This window comes from Stenotrophomonas sp. 59, from assembly GCF_030291095.1.
GTDB lineage: Bacteria > Pseudomonadota > Gammaproteobacteria > Xanthomonadales > Xanthomonadaceae > Stenotrophomonas > Stenotrophomonas maltophilia_Q.
In genome coordinates this window covers 4,498,047-4,514,742 of record NZ_CP127408.1, presented here as the reverse complement: position 1 = coordinate 4,514,742, position 16,696 = coordinate 4,498,047, and the positions used below count along the sequence as shown (strand labels likewise).

The following is a 16,696-nucleotide window of genomic DNA, read 5'->3' as shown; positions in this document are numbered from 1 at the left end:
ACGGCGCGTATTTTGACCGCCACTTAACAACCGATCCCCAATGACGTGATGCATTTCGCATCGTCACCTCCGGTCGGTATGCTGTGCCGCATGCAGCCAAAGAAATACGCCCTGCCGCTGATGGTCCTGTCGCTGGCCGCCACCTCCGTGGCCCACGCGCGCGGCACCATCGACAAGGTGGACATCAAGGGATTGGACAAGGGCGACGACGCCGCGATCATCGAGAACATCCAGGAATCGCTGTCGCTGTACGACACGATCGGCAAGGAGCAGGGCGAGTCGCGCCTGGAATACCTGCTGTCACAGGCCGAGCGGCAGACCCGCCAGGCGCTGGAACCCTTCGGGTACTACAACCCGGTGATCAAGGTCGAGGCGCCGCGCGTGGACGAGCACGTGCGTGTGCTGATCCATGTCGACAAGGGCACGCCGGTGACCGTCCGCCGCGAGCACATCGACATCACCGGCCCGGCGATGTACGACCAGTACCTGCAGGACGACCTGGCCGCGTTCAAGCCGCGCAAGGGCCAGCGGTTCGAGCATACGCAGTACGAAGCCAGCAAGATCACCGTCACCCGCCGCCTGGCCGAACGTGGCTATTTCGACGCCGACTACACCCAGCGCCAGGTGCAGATCACCCGTGCCGACAACGCCGCCGACATCGACCTGACCTGGGACAGCGGCCGGCGCTACAACATGGGCCCGGTGCGTTTCGAGCAGGACTACTTCGTCGACAAGCTGTTCGACCCGCTGGTGTACTGGGAACAGGGCAGCTATTTCCACGAGGGCAAGCTGGACCGGCTGCGCGAGTCGCTGACCAAGCTGGACTACTTCAGCGTGATCGACATCCAGCCGCGGCCGGACGAGGCCGATGCCAACGGCGAGGTGCCGGTGGATGTGAAGCTGACCCGCGCCAAGCGCACCATCTACACCGCCGGCCTGAGCTACGGCAGCGAGAGCGGCCCGGGTGTGCGCGGTGGCATCGAGCGGCGGTTCCTGAACAACCGCGGCCACAAGATGAACACGCAGCTGGACTATGCGCAGAAGCGCAAGAGCCTGGTGACCAGCTACCGCATTCCGGCCTTCAACTGGCTCGATGGCTGGTACACCTTCGCTGCCAGCGCCTACGACGAGCAGACCGACTACATCGACCTGCGCAACTTCAAGCTGATCGCCAGCCGCAGCGGTGAGATCAACGAGCACTGGACCGCGATCGCCTCGATCAACGCACTGCGCGAGCGTTGGCGCTATGCCTCCGGCACTGAATTCACCGATGCGGTCTACAACACCTCGACGCTGGTGTATCCGCAGATGGTCGCCGACTACGTCAACGTCGACGACGAGATGTTCCCGCGCAAGGGCATCAGCGGTACCGCGACCATGCGTGCCGGCATCGAGGGCGCCGGTTCGGATACCAGCTTCGTACAGGCCAACGCCGTGCTGCGCTGGTACATCCCGGTGGGAGAAAGCAATCGCCTGATCCTGCGCGGCGAGGGTGGCACCACCTGGACCAGCGACCTGGTGGCGATGCCACCGAGCCTGCGCTACTTCGCCGGTGGTGACCGCAGCATCCGCGGCTACGCTTACCGCGAGGTCGGCCCGCGCACCCCGGCACCGGACAAATACGCGCTGGGCGCCAAGAACCTGGTGATCGGCTCGGCCGAGTACGAGCACTACTTCAACGGTGGCCCGTGGGGTGCGGCGGTGTTCGTCGATACCGGCAGCGCCTTCGACAACACCATCGACCTGCATACCGGCGTCGGCTTCGGCGTGCGCTGGAAATCGCCGGTGGGTCCGGTGCGCGTGGATATCGCGCATGGCCTGAACAACCCGGATTCGCAGTTCCAGCTGTACCTGAACATCGGAGCGGACCTGTGAGCACGCCCGCACCGAGCCCGAACACGCCGCCGCCGCGCGTGCGCTTCTATCGCCGCCGCCGCTTCTGGGCCTGGTCGGGTGTTGGCGTATTGGCCCTGGTGCTGCTGGCCCTGCTGGCGGTTTACTGGCTGCTGCAGACCGTGGCCGGTCGTGATGTGCTGCTGGCCCAGGTGGTGGCGCGGCTGCCGGTGGGCGCCAGCTTCACCTGGGACAAGGTGGACGGCCCGGTGGCCGGCCCGCTGACCCTGTACAACGTCGATTTCCGCTACAACGACATCCACTTCCACGCCGAGCGCGCGCACCTGGAGCCGGACCTGCGCCCGCTGCTGGGCCGCAAGCTGCTGCTGGACAAGCTGGAGCTGACCAACGCGACGCTGAACCTGGCCAAGAGTGACGAGCCGTTCAAGCTGCCGTCGTGGCCGGATTCGCTGCCGCAGATCGAGATGCCGCTGGCGATCCAGGCCGACGCCATCGCCATCGATGGCTTCCGCATCAGCCAGGCCAACGAGCCGGTGATCGACATCAGCCGCGTGCGCGGTGGCATCGAGATCGCCAACGGCGAGTTCCAGGCGCACAAACTGGTGGTGGACAGCGACATGGGCAATTTCACCGCCCAGGGCCGCTATATCCCGGCCAAGGACTACGACACCGACGTGACCGTCACTGCCGTGCTGCCGGCGCCGCGTGGACGTACCGCCGCGACGGTTGGGCTGGTGGCACGCGGCGACCTTGCGCACATGGAAGTGGCGGTAGCGGGACGCGCGCCGAAGCCGTTGCACGCCATGCTGGTGTTCGATGGCCGTACCGACCCGACCTGGAACGCCACGGTGCGCAGCGACGAACTGGATCTGGCGCTGCTGTCGCCGGCACTGGCGAGCTCGGCGATCGCACCGCTGGCACTGGATTTCACCGCGGCCGGCAAGGGCGGCAACGCCAACCTGCACGGCAGGATCAAGCAGGGCGATCAGGAACTGGAGCTGGCACCGTCGGTGGTGTCGCTGCAGGACCAGGTGCTGAAGGTTTCACCACTGCTGGTGAAGGGGCTTGGCGGCGAAGCGCGGCTGGAAGGCACGGCCGATTTCAGCCAGGAAGACCAGCAGAAGCTCAACTTCTCGGTGGTTGCACGCGATCTGACCTACGTGCCGGCAGCGGACCCGAACACCGCCGGCAGCGCACCGGTGCCGGTCACCCTGAAGGAAGCGCGCTTCGGGCTGGCGGGTACCCTCAAGGCCTGGGCGGCGATCGGCCGTGCCGAGGTCGAGCGCGATGCGCAGAAGGCGCAGCTGCGCTTCGACGTGCGCGGCAACGACCAGGCCGCGTCGATCCACCAGCTGCAGGCGCAGACCCCGGGTGGGCAGCTGCAGGTGGAAGGCCAGGTGGCGTGGGCACCGCAGCTGGACTGGGATGCCAAGGCCACGCTGAAGGACTTCGACCCCGGCTATTTCGTGCCGGGCTGGAATGGCCGCCTGTCCGGCAACCTGGCCTCCAAGGGCCGCCAGCTGCCGCCGCCGGCAAACGCACCGCCAGGTACCGCCGGCACGCTCGAAGCCACGGTCGATCTGCCGTCGCTGAAGGGCATGCTGCGCCAGCGCAACCTCGACGCGCAGGGCAAGTTCGCCCTGCAGGGCGAGCAGGGCCAGGGTGACCTGAAGCTGTCGCTGGGCAGCAGCCGGGTGACTGCGTCGGGCAAGGTCGGCGACCGCCTCGACATCGATGCGCGTTTCGAACCGCTGCAGCTGAGCGATCTGCTGCCGGGCGCCGATGGTGGCCTGCGCGGCCAGGTGCAGGTGAAGGGCCCGCGCGATGCGCCGGACATCACCGCCGACCTGGTCGGCAACAACCTCAACTGGGATGGCTACGGCGCCGAAAGCGTGAGCATCAAGGGCCACCTGCCGTGGCGCGGCGACAGCGGCACGCTGGCGGTGCAGGGCCAGCAGGTCAACGCCGGCATGCTGCTGGAACGCTTGAATGTGGACGCGCAGGGCAGTGTCTCCAATCTGCGCCTGGCGGCGCAGACCCGCAACGAGATGGGCGCGGTCGAGCTGCAGGGCAGCGTGCGCCAGCAGGGCACGCAGTGGCGCGGCGAACTGGCATCGCTGCGCATCGCGCCGGTGAAGGGCGATGCCTGGTCGCTTCGCGCTCCGGCGGCGTTCGCGATCAACGGCGGAACCTACACGCTGTCCGAAGCCTGCCTGGCCGCCGCCAGCAGCGGCGCACTGTGCGCACAGGCCAACTGGCCGCGCGAGGGCCTGGTGGTGCGGAGTGATGCGTTGCCGTTGGCGCTGGTGCAGCCGTGGTTGCCGCCGCAGTCCGGCCGCCGCATCTACCTGCGCGGCGATGTCAGCCTGGATGCGCAGATCCGCCCGCGCGGCAACGCCTGGGAGGGCCACGTGGAAGTGCGCTCGAAGGAAGGCGGCGTGCGCCTGGGCGAGAACCGCAACACCGTGGGCGATGCCACCCGTGGCGAGCTGGTGCGTTATGACCAGTTCTCGCTGAAGCTCGACATGACCCCGGCCAGCATCAAGGGCTACCTGGGCATGGGCTTCCAGGGCAACGGCTTCGTCGACGCCAGGATGCAGACCGGCTGGGAAGCCAGCGCGCCGTTGAACGGCGAGCTCTATCTCAACATGTCGCGGCTGTACTGGCTGGAGCTGTTCTCGCCGGACATCGTGCGACCGACCGGCCTGATCGAGGGCCACGTCAGCCTGCGTGGTACGCGTGGCCAGCCGTCGCTGGGTGGCGACGCGCAGCTGAGCAACTTCAAGGGTGAATTCCCGGCACTGGGCCTGACCTTCGACCAGGGTAAGGGCAGCTTCGTGGCGCAGCCCGATGGCTCGGCCAAGATCACTGCACAGGCCAACTCCGGCCAGGGCACGCTGTACGTGGATGGCGGCCTGTCCTGGTTCGGCGATGCACAGCCGCTGCAGCTGAAGATCCACGGCGAGAACGTGCTGCTGTCCAACACCAGCGAACTGCGCATCGTCGCCAATCCCAACCTCGACTTCACCCTGGCCAAGGCGGCGATGGAGCTGCGTGGCACCGTGCACGTGCCCGAGGCCGACATCGACCTCGAGCGCCTGGACCGCGGTACCTCGGTGTCCGAAGACGTGGTGGTGCTCGACCCGGCTGATCCGGAAGAGTCGCGCACCTCGCCGCTGGACATGGACCTGACGGTCAGCCTCGGTGACAAGGTGAAGATGACCGGCTTCGGCCTGAAGGGCGCGCTGACCGGCAAGATGCAGGTCTGGGCCAAGCCTGGGCGCGAAATGACCGCCAACGGCGGGCTGGAAGTCAGTGGCCGCTACAAGGCGTACGGTCAGGACCTGACCATCACCCGTGGCAACCTCACCTGGAACTACAACGCGGTGTCCGACCCGCGCATCAACATCCGTGCCGAGCGCCGGATCGGTGATGTCACCGCCGGCATCGACGTGACCGGGCGTGCGCAGCAGCCGCGTGCGGACGTGTGGTCCGAGCCGGCGATGTCGCAGTCCGAAGCACTGGCCTACCTGGTGCTGGGGCGCAGCCTGACCGGTGCCAGCAGCGACCAGACCCAGCAGGTCAACGCGGCCTCGGCGGCACTCTCGGCCGGCAGCGGCCTGCTGGCCTCGCAGCTGGGTGCCAAGCTGGGCCTGGACGATGCCGGCGTGAGCCAGTCGCGCGCGCTGGGCGGCTCGGTGATCGGCGTCGGCAAGTACATCTCGCCCAAGCTGTACGTCGGCTACGGCGTGTCGCTGGTCGGTGCCGGCTCGGTGATCACGCTGAAGTACCTGCTGCGCCGCGGCTTCGACGTGGAAGTGGAATCGAGCACGGTGGAAAACCGTGGTTCGATCAACTGGCGAAGGGAGAAGTAATCCGCCGCCACTCAATCGCCGTCTGTGCCAGGGGCACCCCGGCTCACGACGGCGAATGAGGGAGCTGGCCTGCGCGGGCGGGGTCCATGCGTCTGCATGCCTTGCCCATCGGGCGGCGACGGTGGTTCGGCCGGTGTTGGTGCGGACGCCGTTCGGGATGGGGTCCCTCCAACGAAGGGCGTCAGCATGAGGATGCCAGACACGATGACCACCGAGGCATGGATTGCCACGTGTTTCATGCTGGACGTGCTGATCGCGATGGGTCGAGCGGCATCACCCAGCAGGGCCAGCGCCGCCAGGATGGCCAGCACGACGAGAGCGCCCAGCAGGCAGCGGACTATTGCCACCTGCATCTTCATGAGATTGAAGCGCCCGGGTTGGGATATCGCCATCCAGAAGGCGACCTGATCCCCGTCCAGTGGCGCCAGCGTGTCACGGACGCCATGCACCCCCAGACGCTGCATCGTTTGCCGCATGGTGGCAGCACGCCCGGGCACGCTGGCCGACAGCAGCGATTGCAGCCAGTGCCATGGTCGGGTCAAGCGTTCCACGCGGGCATGGGCCTCGGTTGCGGACACCCGGTCCTGCGGTCGGTCCAGGGCTGTAGTGAGGGCCGTGTGGTTGCGCGGCTGCAGCTGCCACTGGCGATGCAGAAGGTTGCGTCGTGCGCGGATCCGGTAAGGATCGGTATTGCTCCGGATCTCGTTCCAGCCGAAGTACCGACCGAGCAGATCGAAGTTGGACTCGCACAGGGGCCCGCCCTGGTGCAGCAGCTGCTGCAGCACCACGTCACCGATGCGCGGCCTGTCGGCCAATGACCACAGCTCCGGGCGATGGGCCAGCCAGTGCTCGAAGCTGGCCGGGTCGGCGTCGGCCGCGGTGTGGACCAGCAGACGCGCAAACCGGGGCAGGTTCAATGACGGCTCCACCACGTCGTCCGGCATGTCGGTGTCGAGCGTGCATGGATGATGCAGCATCGGCATGTGGTCCATCGGCGAATGGCTGTCGTACGGCGCCGGTGGGCCGGGTGGGCTGTTGTCTGCAGGTGGGGTCGACAGCGCTTCTGCACCGTCTTCCTCCTGCCATTGCGCGCGGTTGCGGACCCACTGCAGGGCCTCCTGGTAAGCCTCGTGCAGCGCCTGGAATGCCATCGGGTCTTCATCCGGGCGCACCGTGCGCAGTTTCTGCGCGTAGGCGCGCTTGATCGCACGTTCGTCGGCGCTGGTGTCGAGCCCGAGCGCGTCCAGTGCCCGGTTCACACGGTGTTTCCGGAGGGAGGTGGGAGCCGGTCAATCGACGCGTGACGGCGCGTGCGATGTATGAACTCGGCTCCCCACTGCAGCAGGATCAGAACGATGCCTGCTTCGGCGATAAGCATGGCAAGCACCATGAACACAGCATGGCGGATTCCGAACCGTATCCGGGAACCGACGCGTCGCCACAGGCGCGCAGTCGCCAAGGGCAGTGCCATGAAGATCAACAGGGTACCTTCGATGCGGTGGCCAAGGCCATGGACAAGAACCAGGCTGCCGATCGCCATCAACGGCGCTGGCAGCGCAAGCAGCCATCCCCGCCGGGAAGGGGGGAGATCCAGCGTCAGCTGGCGCAGCGCCCAGCGCACAGGCACCCACAGTGCGCCGATCGCAGCCAGCAGCAGGCCAAAAGGCACCCCCAGCTGGGTGAAAATCGCGGCTTCGCCCGTCTTTCCCTGGACCAGCGAGACGCCTGCGATTCCAGCAAAGAACAACAGGCTGCAGACGCCCAGCAGCACGCCACGCAGTGCGTTCACCTGCCAGCGCCACCGGTTGGGCCGGGAGATGTCTGCAAGACTTCGCCAGAACAGGATCTGCTGCGGATCCCATGCCTCGGGCACCTGTTCCCTTCCGCCCGCCTCGATGGCATCCAGCAGTGCGTTGACTTCATTGATGTGCTCGGGCAGCTGCGCCTGCCAGAGGGATCGTCGCGGGTGCCATGGCTGCGACAGGTAGCGCAGGCAACGGCTGACCGTGATCTTCCCCAGCCGCAGGCTGCCCTCTTGTTCAAGCAGTGCCGACAGCTCCGCCGCATTCCCGGTCTCGGCGGCCCAGCGCCGATGACCGCGCGACTGGATCGATGCCAGCCTGTCCGGATCCACGCCATCGTGTACATCATCCCAGCCAAAGCAGCGTGCCAGCAGACCCATGTTGGCTGCGCTGATGCCGTTGTGACTGCGTGCCAGTTCATCCAGCAGCGCGTCGCCCACCAATGGCTTGTAGCGCAACGACCACAGCACCGGCGTGGCCTCCAGCCACGGCCCGAAGTCTTCAGGGGAAGACAGATGGGCCATGCGCAGGATCGTCTGTGCATGGCCCGATACATCGACCACCCCGTCCAACTCCACCACCGGCGCTGTGCGCAGCAGCACAGGCGTGCCGCGCGGTGGCAATGGAGGCGAGTACGAACGCGTTTCGGGCGGCGCCCATGCCACGTCGGCGTCGTGCGGCCAGGGGCCGATATCGGCTGCATGTTCCGCCGGTTCGTCCTCGTCCTCGTCCTCGGCATCGGCATCGGCATCGGCATCGGCATCGGCATCGGCCAGCGCTTCCTGGCGGACCCAGTCCAATGCCGCCTGATAGGCCTCATGCAGGTGCTGGAAGGCGACGGGATCCTCGTCGGGGCGAGTCACCCGCAGGCGCTTTGCATAGGCGCGCTTGATCGCGCGCTCGTCAGCGGTTTCGTCCAGCTCCAGAACGTGAAGTGCCCAGCTCATGCATCGCGCTCGAGGGTGTCGAGTGCCTCGTCCAGCTGATGGCGATGACGCTCGACGGCAACGGCATCCTGGCTCTCCAGCACATGGCGGAAGCCGCTCAGCCACGACTGCAACTGTTCGCGGTGATGGATGCGTTCCTCGTACAGGCGCTCGGTGCGGGCGATCACCGCGAGGTTGGGCTGGGCGTCGCGCGGGTGGATCTTCAGCGCTTCCAGCGCGCGCAGGCGCTGCTGGATCTCTTCGGGTGACAGCAGCCCGGGATTCTGTTCCAGGATGAGCTCGTGGCGCTTGCCGGTGGCGTCCTCGGTGACTTCGACCTGCAGCAGCCCGTTCACGTCGTAGGTAAAGCGGGCGGTGACGCTGCGTTCTTGCATCGGGACAGAATGGGTCAGCGGCACGGTCAGCTCACCGAGCTTGATGTTGCGATCCACCGTCGGGCTCTCGCCCTGGAACACGTCGATGCGGATAGCACTTTGCCGCTCGTGCAGCGGGTAGAAGCGATCCTCGCGGCTGACCGGCACCACGCTGTTGCGCTGGATGATCGGGTGGAAATAGCCGCTGCGCTCGCCACCGGCAGCATCCTGGCGGGACACCTGCGTGCCCAGCGTGTAGGGGCAGACATCGGTCAGCACGACCTCGCGCAGCGATTCGTCGCGCGCCTTCAGTCCGGCGGCAACGGCGGCACCCAAGGCAATTGCCTGGTCCGGATGGACGTGGCGCAACGGCAGCCGGCCGAACATGCGGGTCGCCAGCTTGCTGACCATCGGCATGCGTACCGCACCGCCGACCAGGATGATGTCGTCCAGCGCGTCGGGCTTGAGCCGGGCGTCGCGGATCGCGCGTTCGATGGGCGCACGCATGCGCAGCAGCAGCGGCTCGCAGAGCTGCGTGTAGCCTGCCTCGTCCATCTGCCACTGGCGTTCGCTGCCGGCCAGGGGCAACTGCAGGCTGGCGGCGCCGCTCAGGCTGAGTTCGCGCTTGAACAGTTCCAGCCGACGCAGCAGCTGCGCCTGTTCGGCAGCGGACAGGTCGCCGGCGGACGTGCCCTGGTCGGCATGGAAGGCCTGCACGAGTACCTGCAGGAAATCCTCGCCGCCCAGGAAATTGTCGCCAGCGCTGGCATGCACTTCGACCACGCCGTCGAACAGTTCCAGGATGGAGACGTCGAAGGTGCCACCGCCCAGGTCCAGCACCAGCACGCGGCCTTCGCCGTCACGCTCCTGCAGGCCATAGGCCAGCGCGGCGGCCGTGGGTTCATTGATCAGGCGCTCGACGCGGATGCCGGCCAGCTCGCCGGCCGCCCGGGTGGCCTTGCGCTGGGCGTCGGAGAAATAGGCCGGTACGCTGATCACCGCTTCCTCCACCTTGTGGCCCAGGGCGGCCTCGGCGTCAGCCAGCAGCGAGCGCAGCACCATGGCCGAGAGCTCCTCGGGGCGGAAACTGCGCTCACCCAGCCGGGTCTCGCGATCGCTGCCCATCCAGCGTTTGAAGTGGGCCACGGTCTGCTGTGGATGGCTGACCAGGCGGTCGCGGGCCGGCTGGCCAACCAGCACGGCGCCATCGACCAGGCTCACCACCGACGGCGTCAACAGCTCGCCATGGGCATTGGGGAACAGCTGCGGCCCGGTTGCCGTGTGCATGCCGATGAGGGAATGGGTGGTGCCAAGATCGATACCGACGATCATCTGCTGACGTCCGATGTGCAGAAAACGGCAATTCTAGGAGTGCGGGGCAGGCCTGACTATCGGGCGTTGCCCGACAGCGCCCCAGCGGCTATGGTCCCGGGCTGTTCTGTCGTACCGGATTGCCTCATGTCACCACGCAAAGCCCTTCCCACCGCCCTGGCCCTGGGCCTGACCCTCGCCGCGGGCGCCCATGCCGATGAAGGCATGTGGATGCCGACCCAGCTGCCGGAACTGGCCAAGCCGCTGCAGGCAGCCGGTTTCAAGGGCAATCCGGCTGACCTGGCCAACGTCACCGCGCCGCCGCTGAGCGCGGTGGTGCGTGCCGGTGGCGGCACCGGCTCGTTCGTGTCCGCCGATGGCCTGCTGCTGACCAATCACCACGTGGCGATGGGCGTGATCCAGTACAACAGCTCGCCCGAGCACGACCTGATCAATGGTGGCTTCATCGCCAGGGACCGCGCCGACGAGCGCCCCGCCAACCCGGACTTCCGCGTACTGGTCACCGTCGGCTTCGACAAGGTGACCGACCAGGTGCTGGCGCAGGCCCGTGGCAAGACCGGTCGCGCCTACTTCGATGCCGTGGATGCGGCCAGCAAGCAGATCGTGGCCGAGTGCGAGAAGGATGGCAGCGTGCGCTGCTCGGTGGCCAACATGTACTACGGCACCGACTTCTACCGCATCGCCCAGCTGGAACTGAGCGACGTGCGCCTGGTGTACGCGCCGCCGCGTGCGATCGGCAACTACGGCGACGAGATCGACAACTTCATGTGGCCGCGCCACACCGGCGACTTCACCCTGCTGCGCGCCTACGTCGGCAAGGACGGCAAGCCGGCCGCCTACAGCAAGGACAACGTGCCCTACCAGGCACCGGCGCACCTGCAGATGTCGGTGGAAGGCCCGAAGGAAGGCGACTACGCGATGCTGGCCGGTTACCCGGGCATCACCTACCGTCACCGCACCGCGGCCGAATTCGCCGGCCAGATCGATGCCGTGCTGCCGCGCCGCGTGTCGGTGTTCCAGCAGATGATCGACACCATCGAGGCCGCCAGTGCCAAGGATGCGCAGGCGCGTACCCGCTACGCCTCGCAGCTGCAGTCGCTGAAGAACAACCGCAAGCGCGCTGCCGGTGAACTGGAAGGCCTGCTGCGCAGCGATGCCAAGGTCCAGCGTGCCGCCGACGAGACGGCGATGCTGGCCGCGACCGACCGCAAGTACCAGGGCGACATCAAGGCGCTGCTGGCCAATCTGTCGCAGGGCGCGGCGGTGGGCGAGCGAGACCTGCTGCTGGACCAGATGGCCGCGCAGAGCCAGCTGCTGCGCTCTGCGCTGCTGCTGGAGCGCCTGCGCATTGAATCGGCCAAGCCGGACGCGCAGCGCGAGAGCGGCTACCAGCAGCGCGACCAGGCGATGATCGAAGGCGTGCTCAAGCAGGTCCAGCGCCGCTACGCACCGGAGGTCGAGAAGGCCCTGCTGACCACCCTGCTGACCCGCTACCAGCAGCTGCCGGACGCGCAGCGCGTGGCCGAGTTCGACGCGGCCTTCGGCCGTACCCCGGGGCAGTTGGCCAAGGCGCTGGACACCCTTTACGCCGGCACCCAGCTGGGTGACGAGGCGCAGCGCCTGTCGCGCTTTGCTGCCGCACGCGAAGGCAAGGCCCTGGCCGCAGACCCGCTGATCACCGTGGCCGGCCCGCTGGTGGCCGCGCAGCTGCGCATCGAGAACGAGAGCAAGACCCGCGAAGGCGAGCAGTTGCGCCTGCGCCCGGCGTACATGCAGGCGCTGTTCGCCTGGCGTGCCAAGCAGGGCCGTGCGGTGTACCCGGATGCCAACCGCACCCTGCGGATCAGCTACGGCAAGGTCGAGGCGCTGCACCCGCGCGACGGCGTGACCTACTCGCCGGTGACCACCGTGGCCGGCATCGTCGAGAAGAACACCAACGCCTATCCGTTCGATGCACCCAAGCCGCTGCTGGCGGCGATCGCCAAGGGTGATTTCGGCAGCACCGCCGACCCGGCACTGAAGACCCAGACGGTCAATTTCCTGACCAACCTGGACACCACCGGCGGCAACTCCGGCTCGCCGGTGCTCAACGCCAAGGGCGAACTGATCGGCCTGAACTTCGACAGCAACTGGGAATCGGTCAGCGCCAGCTGGTGGTTCGACCCGCGCTACAAGCGCGCCGTGCACGTGGACATGCGCTACCTGCGCTGGCTGCTGGCCAAGGTCTACCCGGCGCCCGAGCTGCTGAAGGAAATGGGCGTGCCGGCGGAATAAGGCCGGTTCGAGCACGGATTGCAGGCGCTCACCTCGATGGGGGCCTGGTGATTGTGGGCCCCCACCTTGGTGGGGGTGGTTGCCCCGAACGAGCCCGTACACCCGGCCACGCCTGGCCTACACTGCGGGTTCCTCCGACGGAAACACACGCGTGGTCTCCAGTTGGATCCTGCTGCTGGTCTCGGTTGCCTATGCCGCGCTGCTGTTCGGCGTGGCGTGGTGGGGTGACCGTCGGCCGATGTATCCCGACCGGCCGTGGTTGCGGCCGGTCGTCTACAGCCTGGCGCTGGCCGTTTACTGCTCGTCGTGGACCTTCTACGGCGCCGTGGGTACCGCCGTGCGCAACGGCATCGGCTACCTGCCGATCTACATCGGTCCGTTGCTGCTGCTGTTGTTCGGCTGGCGCATCATCGAGCGCCTGGCGCTGATCGCGCGCAGCCAGAACGTGGTGTCCATCGCCGATTTCATCTCCTCGCGCTTCGGTCGCTCGCGGCGGCTGGCGGCGCTGGTGGCGATCATCGCGCTGATCGGCATCATTCCGTACCTCGCCCTGCAGTACAAAGCGGTGGCGATGAGCCTGCAGGTGCTGACCGGCAACACCGGCCCCACCGGCTTCTTCACCGACCCGGCACTGTACGTGGCGCTGCTGATGGCGTTGTTCGCCACGCTGTTCGGCACCCGCCAGGTCGATGCCACCGAGCACCACCACGGCATGATGCTGGCGATCGCCTTCGAATCGGTGATCAAGCTGCTGGCGATGGTGGCGGTGGGCGTGTTCGCCTACCTGTGGCTGAGCAACCGCACCGACGCGGTGGTCGAGTCGGTGCATACGCTGTTCACCGGGCTGCCGCCGGTGGGCTTTATCTCGCAGACACTGCTCAGTTTCCTGGCCATCATCTGCCTGCCGCGCCAGTTCCACGTGGCGGTGGTCGAGTGTGGTGATGTGCGCGACGTGCGCCGCGCGCGCTGGATGTTCGGCGGCTATCTGGTGGTGATCTCGGGCATGGTCCTGCCGATTGCTACAGCTGGCGTCACCCTGTTCGGCACCGGCGGCAGCGTTGCCGACGATTCGATGGTGCTGGCGCTGCCGCTGGCCGAAGGCCGCAACGCGCTGGCGCTGATCGCCTATGTGGGCGGTTTCTCTGCCGCCACCGGCATGGTCATCGTCTCGTCCATCGCGCTGGCCACCATGGTCAGCAACGACCTGGTGATGCCGGTGCTGCTGCGCCGCAGTGGCGACCACCAGGAAGCGGCCGATGTCGCCTCGCGCGTGCTGTGGATCCGCCGTCTGGCGATCCTGCTGCTGGCGCTGATGGCCTACAGCTACTACCGCACCAGCAGCAACGACAGCACGCTGGCCTCCTACGGCCTGATGGCGTTCGCGGCGGTGGCGCAGTTCGCGCCGGGCCTGATCGGCGGCTTGTATTGGAGGGGTGCCAGCCGCCGCGGTGTCGAGATGGGCATGCTGCTCGGCTTCGCGACCTGGCTGTACACGCTGCTGCTGCCGGCGATGACCATGGCCGGCTGGGTCGATGCCGCCTGGGTGCAGCACGGACCGTTCGGCATCGAGTGGCTGCGTCCGCAGCAGCTGTTCGGCATGACCGGCTGGGATCCGCTGACCCACGGCACCTTCTGGTCGCTGCTGGTCAACGCTGCGACGATGATGCTGGTGTCCGCGCGCTGGCGCCCCGGTGTGGACGAGCGGCTGCGTGCGGCGCCGTTCCTCGACCCCTATGCCGAGCGCCCTTCGGTGGCCGGTGGCTGGCCCGGTCATGTGCACGTGGGCGACCTGCTGGCACTGGCCTCGCGCGTGGTCGGCGAGCGCCATGCACGGCGATCGTTCTTCGAACAGGCGCAGTCGCTGGGCCGCGAGCTGCAGTCCTCCGCGCCAGCCGACCGGCCGTGGGTGCAGTTCACTGAACGCCTGCTGGCCGCGTCGATTGGTGCGGCGTCGGCACGCCTGCTGCTGACCAGCCTGCTGCGTGGTTCGGGCATGGACCTGGGCGAAGTGGTGGCGGTGCTGGACGAAGCCGGGCAGGAGCTGCGTTTCAACCGCGAGATCCTGTCGACCACGCTGGAGAACATCAGCGCCGGCGTCAGCGTGGTTGATCCGGACATGCGCCTGACCGCATGGAACCGCCGCTACCAGGACATGTTCGGCTACCCCGACGGCATGCTCTACGTGGGTCGCCCGGTGGCCGACCTGATCCGCTACAACGCCGAGCGTGGCGAGTTGGGCGAAGGCGATATCGAGGTGCAGATCAACCGTCGCATCGGCTACATGCGCGCCGGTTCGCCGCATGTGTTCGAGCGAACCCGCAGCGACGGCAAGGTGATCGAGATGCGTGGGCAGGCACTGCCCGGTGGTGGCTACGTGACCAGCTACAACGACATCACCGACTACAAGCATGCGGAAAAGGCGTTGCTGGAAGCCAATGAGACGCTGGAGCAGCGCGTGGCCGAGCGCTCGCACGAGGCCGAGGTCGCGCAGCAGTCGAAGACGCGGTTCCTGGCGGCGATCAGCCATGACGTGCTGCAGCCGTTGAACGCTGCGCGGTTGTTCGCCTCGGCATTGCGTGACAGTGACCATGTGAGCGACGAGCAGAAGCATCTGGCCGAGCGCGTGGATGCGTCGCTGCGTGCTGCCGAAGAACTGCTTGATGGCCTGCTGGACGTGTCGCGCCTGGATGCCGGTGGCCTGCACCCGGTGATCGGGGAGTTCGACGTTAGCGCGTTGATGCGCGAACTGGCCGCGCAGTACACCCCGGTCGCGGCGGGTCGCGGCCTGCGCCTGGACCTGTTCGCGCGCCCGGCCTGGGTACGCAGCGATCGCCGCCTGCTGCGCCGCGTGCTGCAGAACTTCCTCGCCAACGCGTTGCGCTATACCCGGCAGGGCCGCATCGTGCTGGCGGTGCGCCATCGTGGCGACGAAGTGGAGCTGCAGGTATGGGATACCGGCCCCGGCATTCCCGAGCACCACATGCGGCAGATTTTCGATGAGTTCCACCGCTACCAGCAGCCGTTCGACTGGGGCGAGCAGGGACTGGGCCTGGGCCTGTCGATCTGCCAGCGTATCTCGCGGCTGCTGGACCATCGCCTCAATGCGCGCAGCCGCGTCGGCAGCGGCTCGATGTTCTCGATCATCCTGCCGCGGGTGGCGCCGCTGCCGGGCTACACCGAACTGGCCACGCCGGTGCAGGCCGTGGCCACGCCGCTGCGCAGCGATTCGCTGGCTGGCCTGCGCGTGCTGTGCGTGGACAACGACGAAGAGATCCTCGACGGCATGCGCGCCCTGCTCGGCCGCTGGCAGGTGCAGGTGATCACCGCTGCCACCGTCGACCAGGCGCTGGAGAAGATCGCCGAGCGCCCGCAGGTGATGCTGGTGGACTACCACCTGCACGACCGCATGGATGGCCTGGACGCGCTGGTGGCATTGCGCGAAGCGGCCGGTTACCCACTGCCGGGTGCCCTGCTGACCGCCGATGGCCGCGACGAACTGAAGCGGATGGCACGCGAGCGTGGCTACCGCGTGCTGACCAAGCCGATCAAGCCGGCCTCGCTGCGCGCCTTCCTGGGCGCGTTGCGCGATGCGCAGTAGATCCACGCCATGCGTGGATGCGACGCCAGGTAGTGCCGGCCGCTGGCCGGCAACCACGCAATCGCTCACTTCCGACGCGTTATCCCACGCCGTGCAGGTGTTCGTACAGGATCGTTGCACCGATGATCACCAGGATCACGCCACCGATGATCTCCGCGCGCTTGCCGACCATGCTGCCCAGCACGCGGCCGAGCATGATGCCGACGGTGACCATGGTCAGCGTGCACAGGCCGATGACAGCGGCCATCACACCGATATGCACGTCCATGAAGGCCAGGCCGATACCCACCGCCATCGCGTCGATGCTGGTGGCGAAACCGGTCAACGCCAGCTTCCAGAAGCCGTGGTGCTGCGAAGGATCTTCTTCTTCCTCGGCACTGTCCGGTCGCAGTCCGTTGTAGATCATGTGGATGCCCAGCGCACCGAGCAGGCCGAAGGCGATCCAGTGGTCGAAGGCTTCGACGTACTGCAGGGCGGCACGGCCGAGCAACCAGCCGATGATCGGTGTGATCGCCTCGATGACGCCGAAGATGATGCCGGCGCGCAGTGCATCGCGGAACACCGGCTTGCGCATGGCCGCACCCTTGCCGATCGCCGCGGCGAAGGCATCGGTGGACATGGCAAAGCCGATCAGGAGGATCGAAATGGGGGACATTGGCGG

At 67.3% G+C, this 16,696-nt stretch carries 8 protein-coding genes; 4 read left to right on the top strand and 4 right to left on the bottom strand.

The window, feature by feature from the left end; all coding sequences use genetic code 11:
- Positions 1-78: 78 nt before the first annotated feature.
- Both QP552_RS20580 and QP552_RS20575 read left to right on the top strand, forming a co-directional pair.
- Positions 79-1,875 carry an autotransporter assembly complex family protein gene (locus QP552_RS20580; protein WP_080355060.1) on the top strand — a complete coding sequence of 599 codons (1,797 nt, stop codon included), beginning with the start codon at positions 79-81 and terminating at the stop codon, positions 1,873-1,875.
- On the top strand, positions 1,872-5,729 hold the full coding sequence (locus QP552_RS20575; protein ID WP_286074566.1) for a translocation/assembly module TamB domain-containing protein: 3,858 nt from the start codon (positions 1,872-1,874) through the stop codon (positions 5,727-5,729). The genes QP552_RS20580 and QP552_RS20575 overlap by 4 nt, the downstream gene beginning before the upstream one ends.
- Positions 5,730-5,740: 11 nt before the next feature.
- Here the strand turns inward: QP552_RS20575 and QP552_RS20570 are convergent, their stop codons facing one another.
- From QP552_RS20570 to QP552_RS20560, 3 genes are all read right to left on the bottom strand, one after another.
- On the bottom strand, positions 5,741-6,880 hold the full coding sequence (locus QP552_RS20570) for a heat-shock protein (RefSeq protein ID WP_286074565.1): 1,140 nt from the start codon (positions 6,878-6,880) through the stop codon (positions 5,741-5,743).
- A gap of 104 nt (positions 6,881-6,984) precedes the next feature.
- Positions 6,985-8,583, bottom strand: coding sequence for a heat-shock protein (locus tag QP552_RS20565; protein WP_286074564.1), 1,599 nt, complete (start codon positions 8,581-8,583; stop codon positions 6,985-6,987).
- Entirely contained in the window at positions 8,475-10,163 is a 1,689-nt protein-coding gene (locus QP552_RS20560; protein WP_286074563.1) for a molecular chaperone HscC, read from the bottom strand. Before QP552_RS20560 ends, QP552_RS20565 begins: the two co-directional genes overlap by 109 nt.
- A 126-nt stretch (positions 10,164-10,289) precedes the next feature.
- Between QP552_RS20560 and QP552_RS20555 the strand changes: the two genes are divergently transcribed.
- Complete coding sequence (locus tag QP552_RS20555; protein WP_286074562.1) at positions 10,290-12,437, top strand: S46 family peptidase; 2,148 nt, start codon at positions 10,290-10,292, stop codon at positions 12,435-12,437.
- 151 nt (positions 12,438-12,588) lie between these two features.
- The gene (locus tag QP552_RS20550; RefSeq protein WP_111113114.1) at positions 12,589-16,035 is read left to right on the top strand and encodes a PAS domain-containing hybrid sensor histidine kinase/response regulator; all 3,447 of its coding nucleotides are present in this window, start codon (positions 12,589-12,591) and stop codon (positions 16,033-16,035) included.
- Between the two features lie 79 nt (positions 16,036-16,114).
- Here QP552_RS20550 and QP552_RS20545 read toward each other — a convergent pair whose 3' ends face one another.
- Positions 16,115-16,690 carry a manganese efflux pump MntP family protein gene (locus tag QP552_RS20545; protein ID WP_197607789.1) on the bottom strand — a complete coding sequence of 192 codons (576 nt, stop codon included), beginning with the start codon at positions 16,688-16,690 and terminating at the stop codon, positions 16,115-16,117.
- Between the last annotated feature and the right edge of the window lie 6 nt (positions 16,691-16,696).

What these genes read in the sequence shown, in the direction of transcription:
- QP552_RS20580 (WP_080355060.1), top strand. Translation starts at nt 79, where the DNA reads ATGCTGTGCCGCATGCAGCCAAAGAAATACGCCCTGCCGCTGATGGTC.
- QP552_RS20570 (WP_286074565.1), bottom strand. Translation starts at nt 6,880, where the DNA reads ATGGCATTCCAGGCGCTGCACGAGGCTTACCAGGAGGCCCTGCAGTGG.
- QP552_RS20560 (WP_286074563.1), bottom strand. Translation starts at nt 10,163, where the DNA reads ATGATCGTCGGTATCGATCTTGGCACCACCCATTCCCTCATCGGCATG.
- QP552_RS20555 (WP_286074562.1), top strand. Translation starts at nt 10,290, where the DNA reads ATGTCACCACGCAAAGCCCTTCCCACCGCCCTGGCCCTGGGCCTGACC.
- QP552_RS20545 (WP_197607789.1), bottom strand. Translation starts at nt 16,690, where the DNA reads ATGTCCCCCATTTCGATCCTCCTGATCGGCTTTGCCATGTCCACCGAT.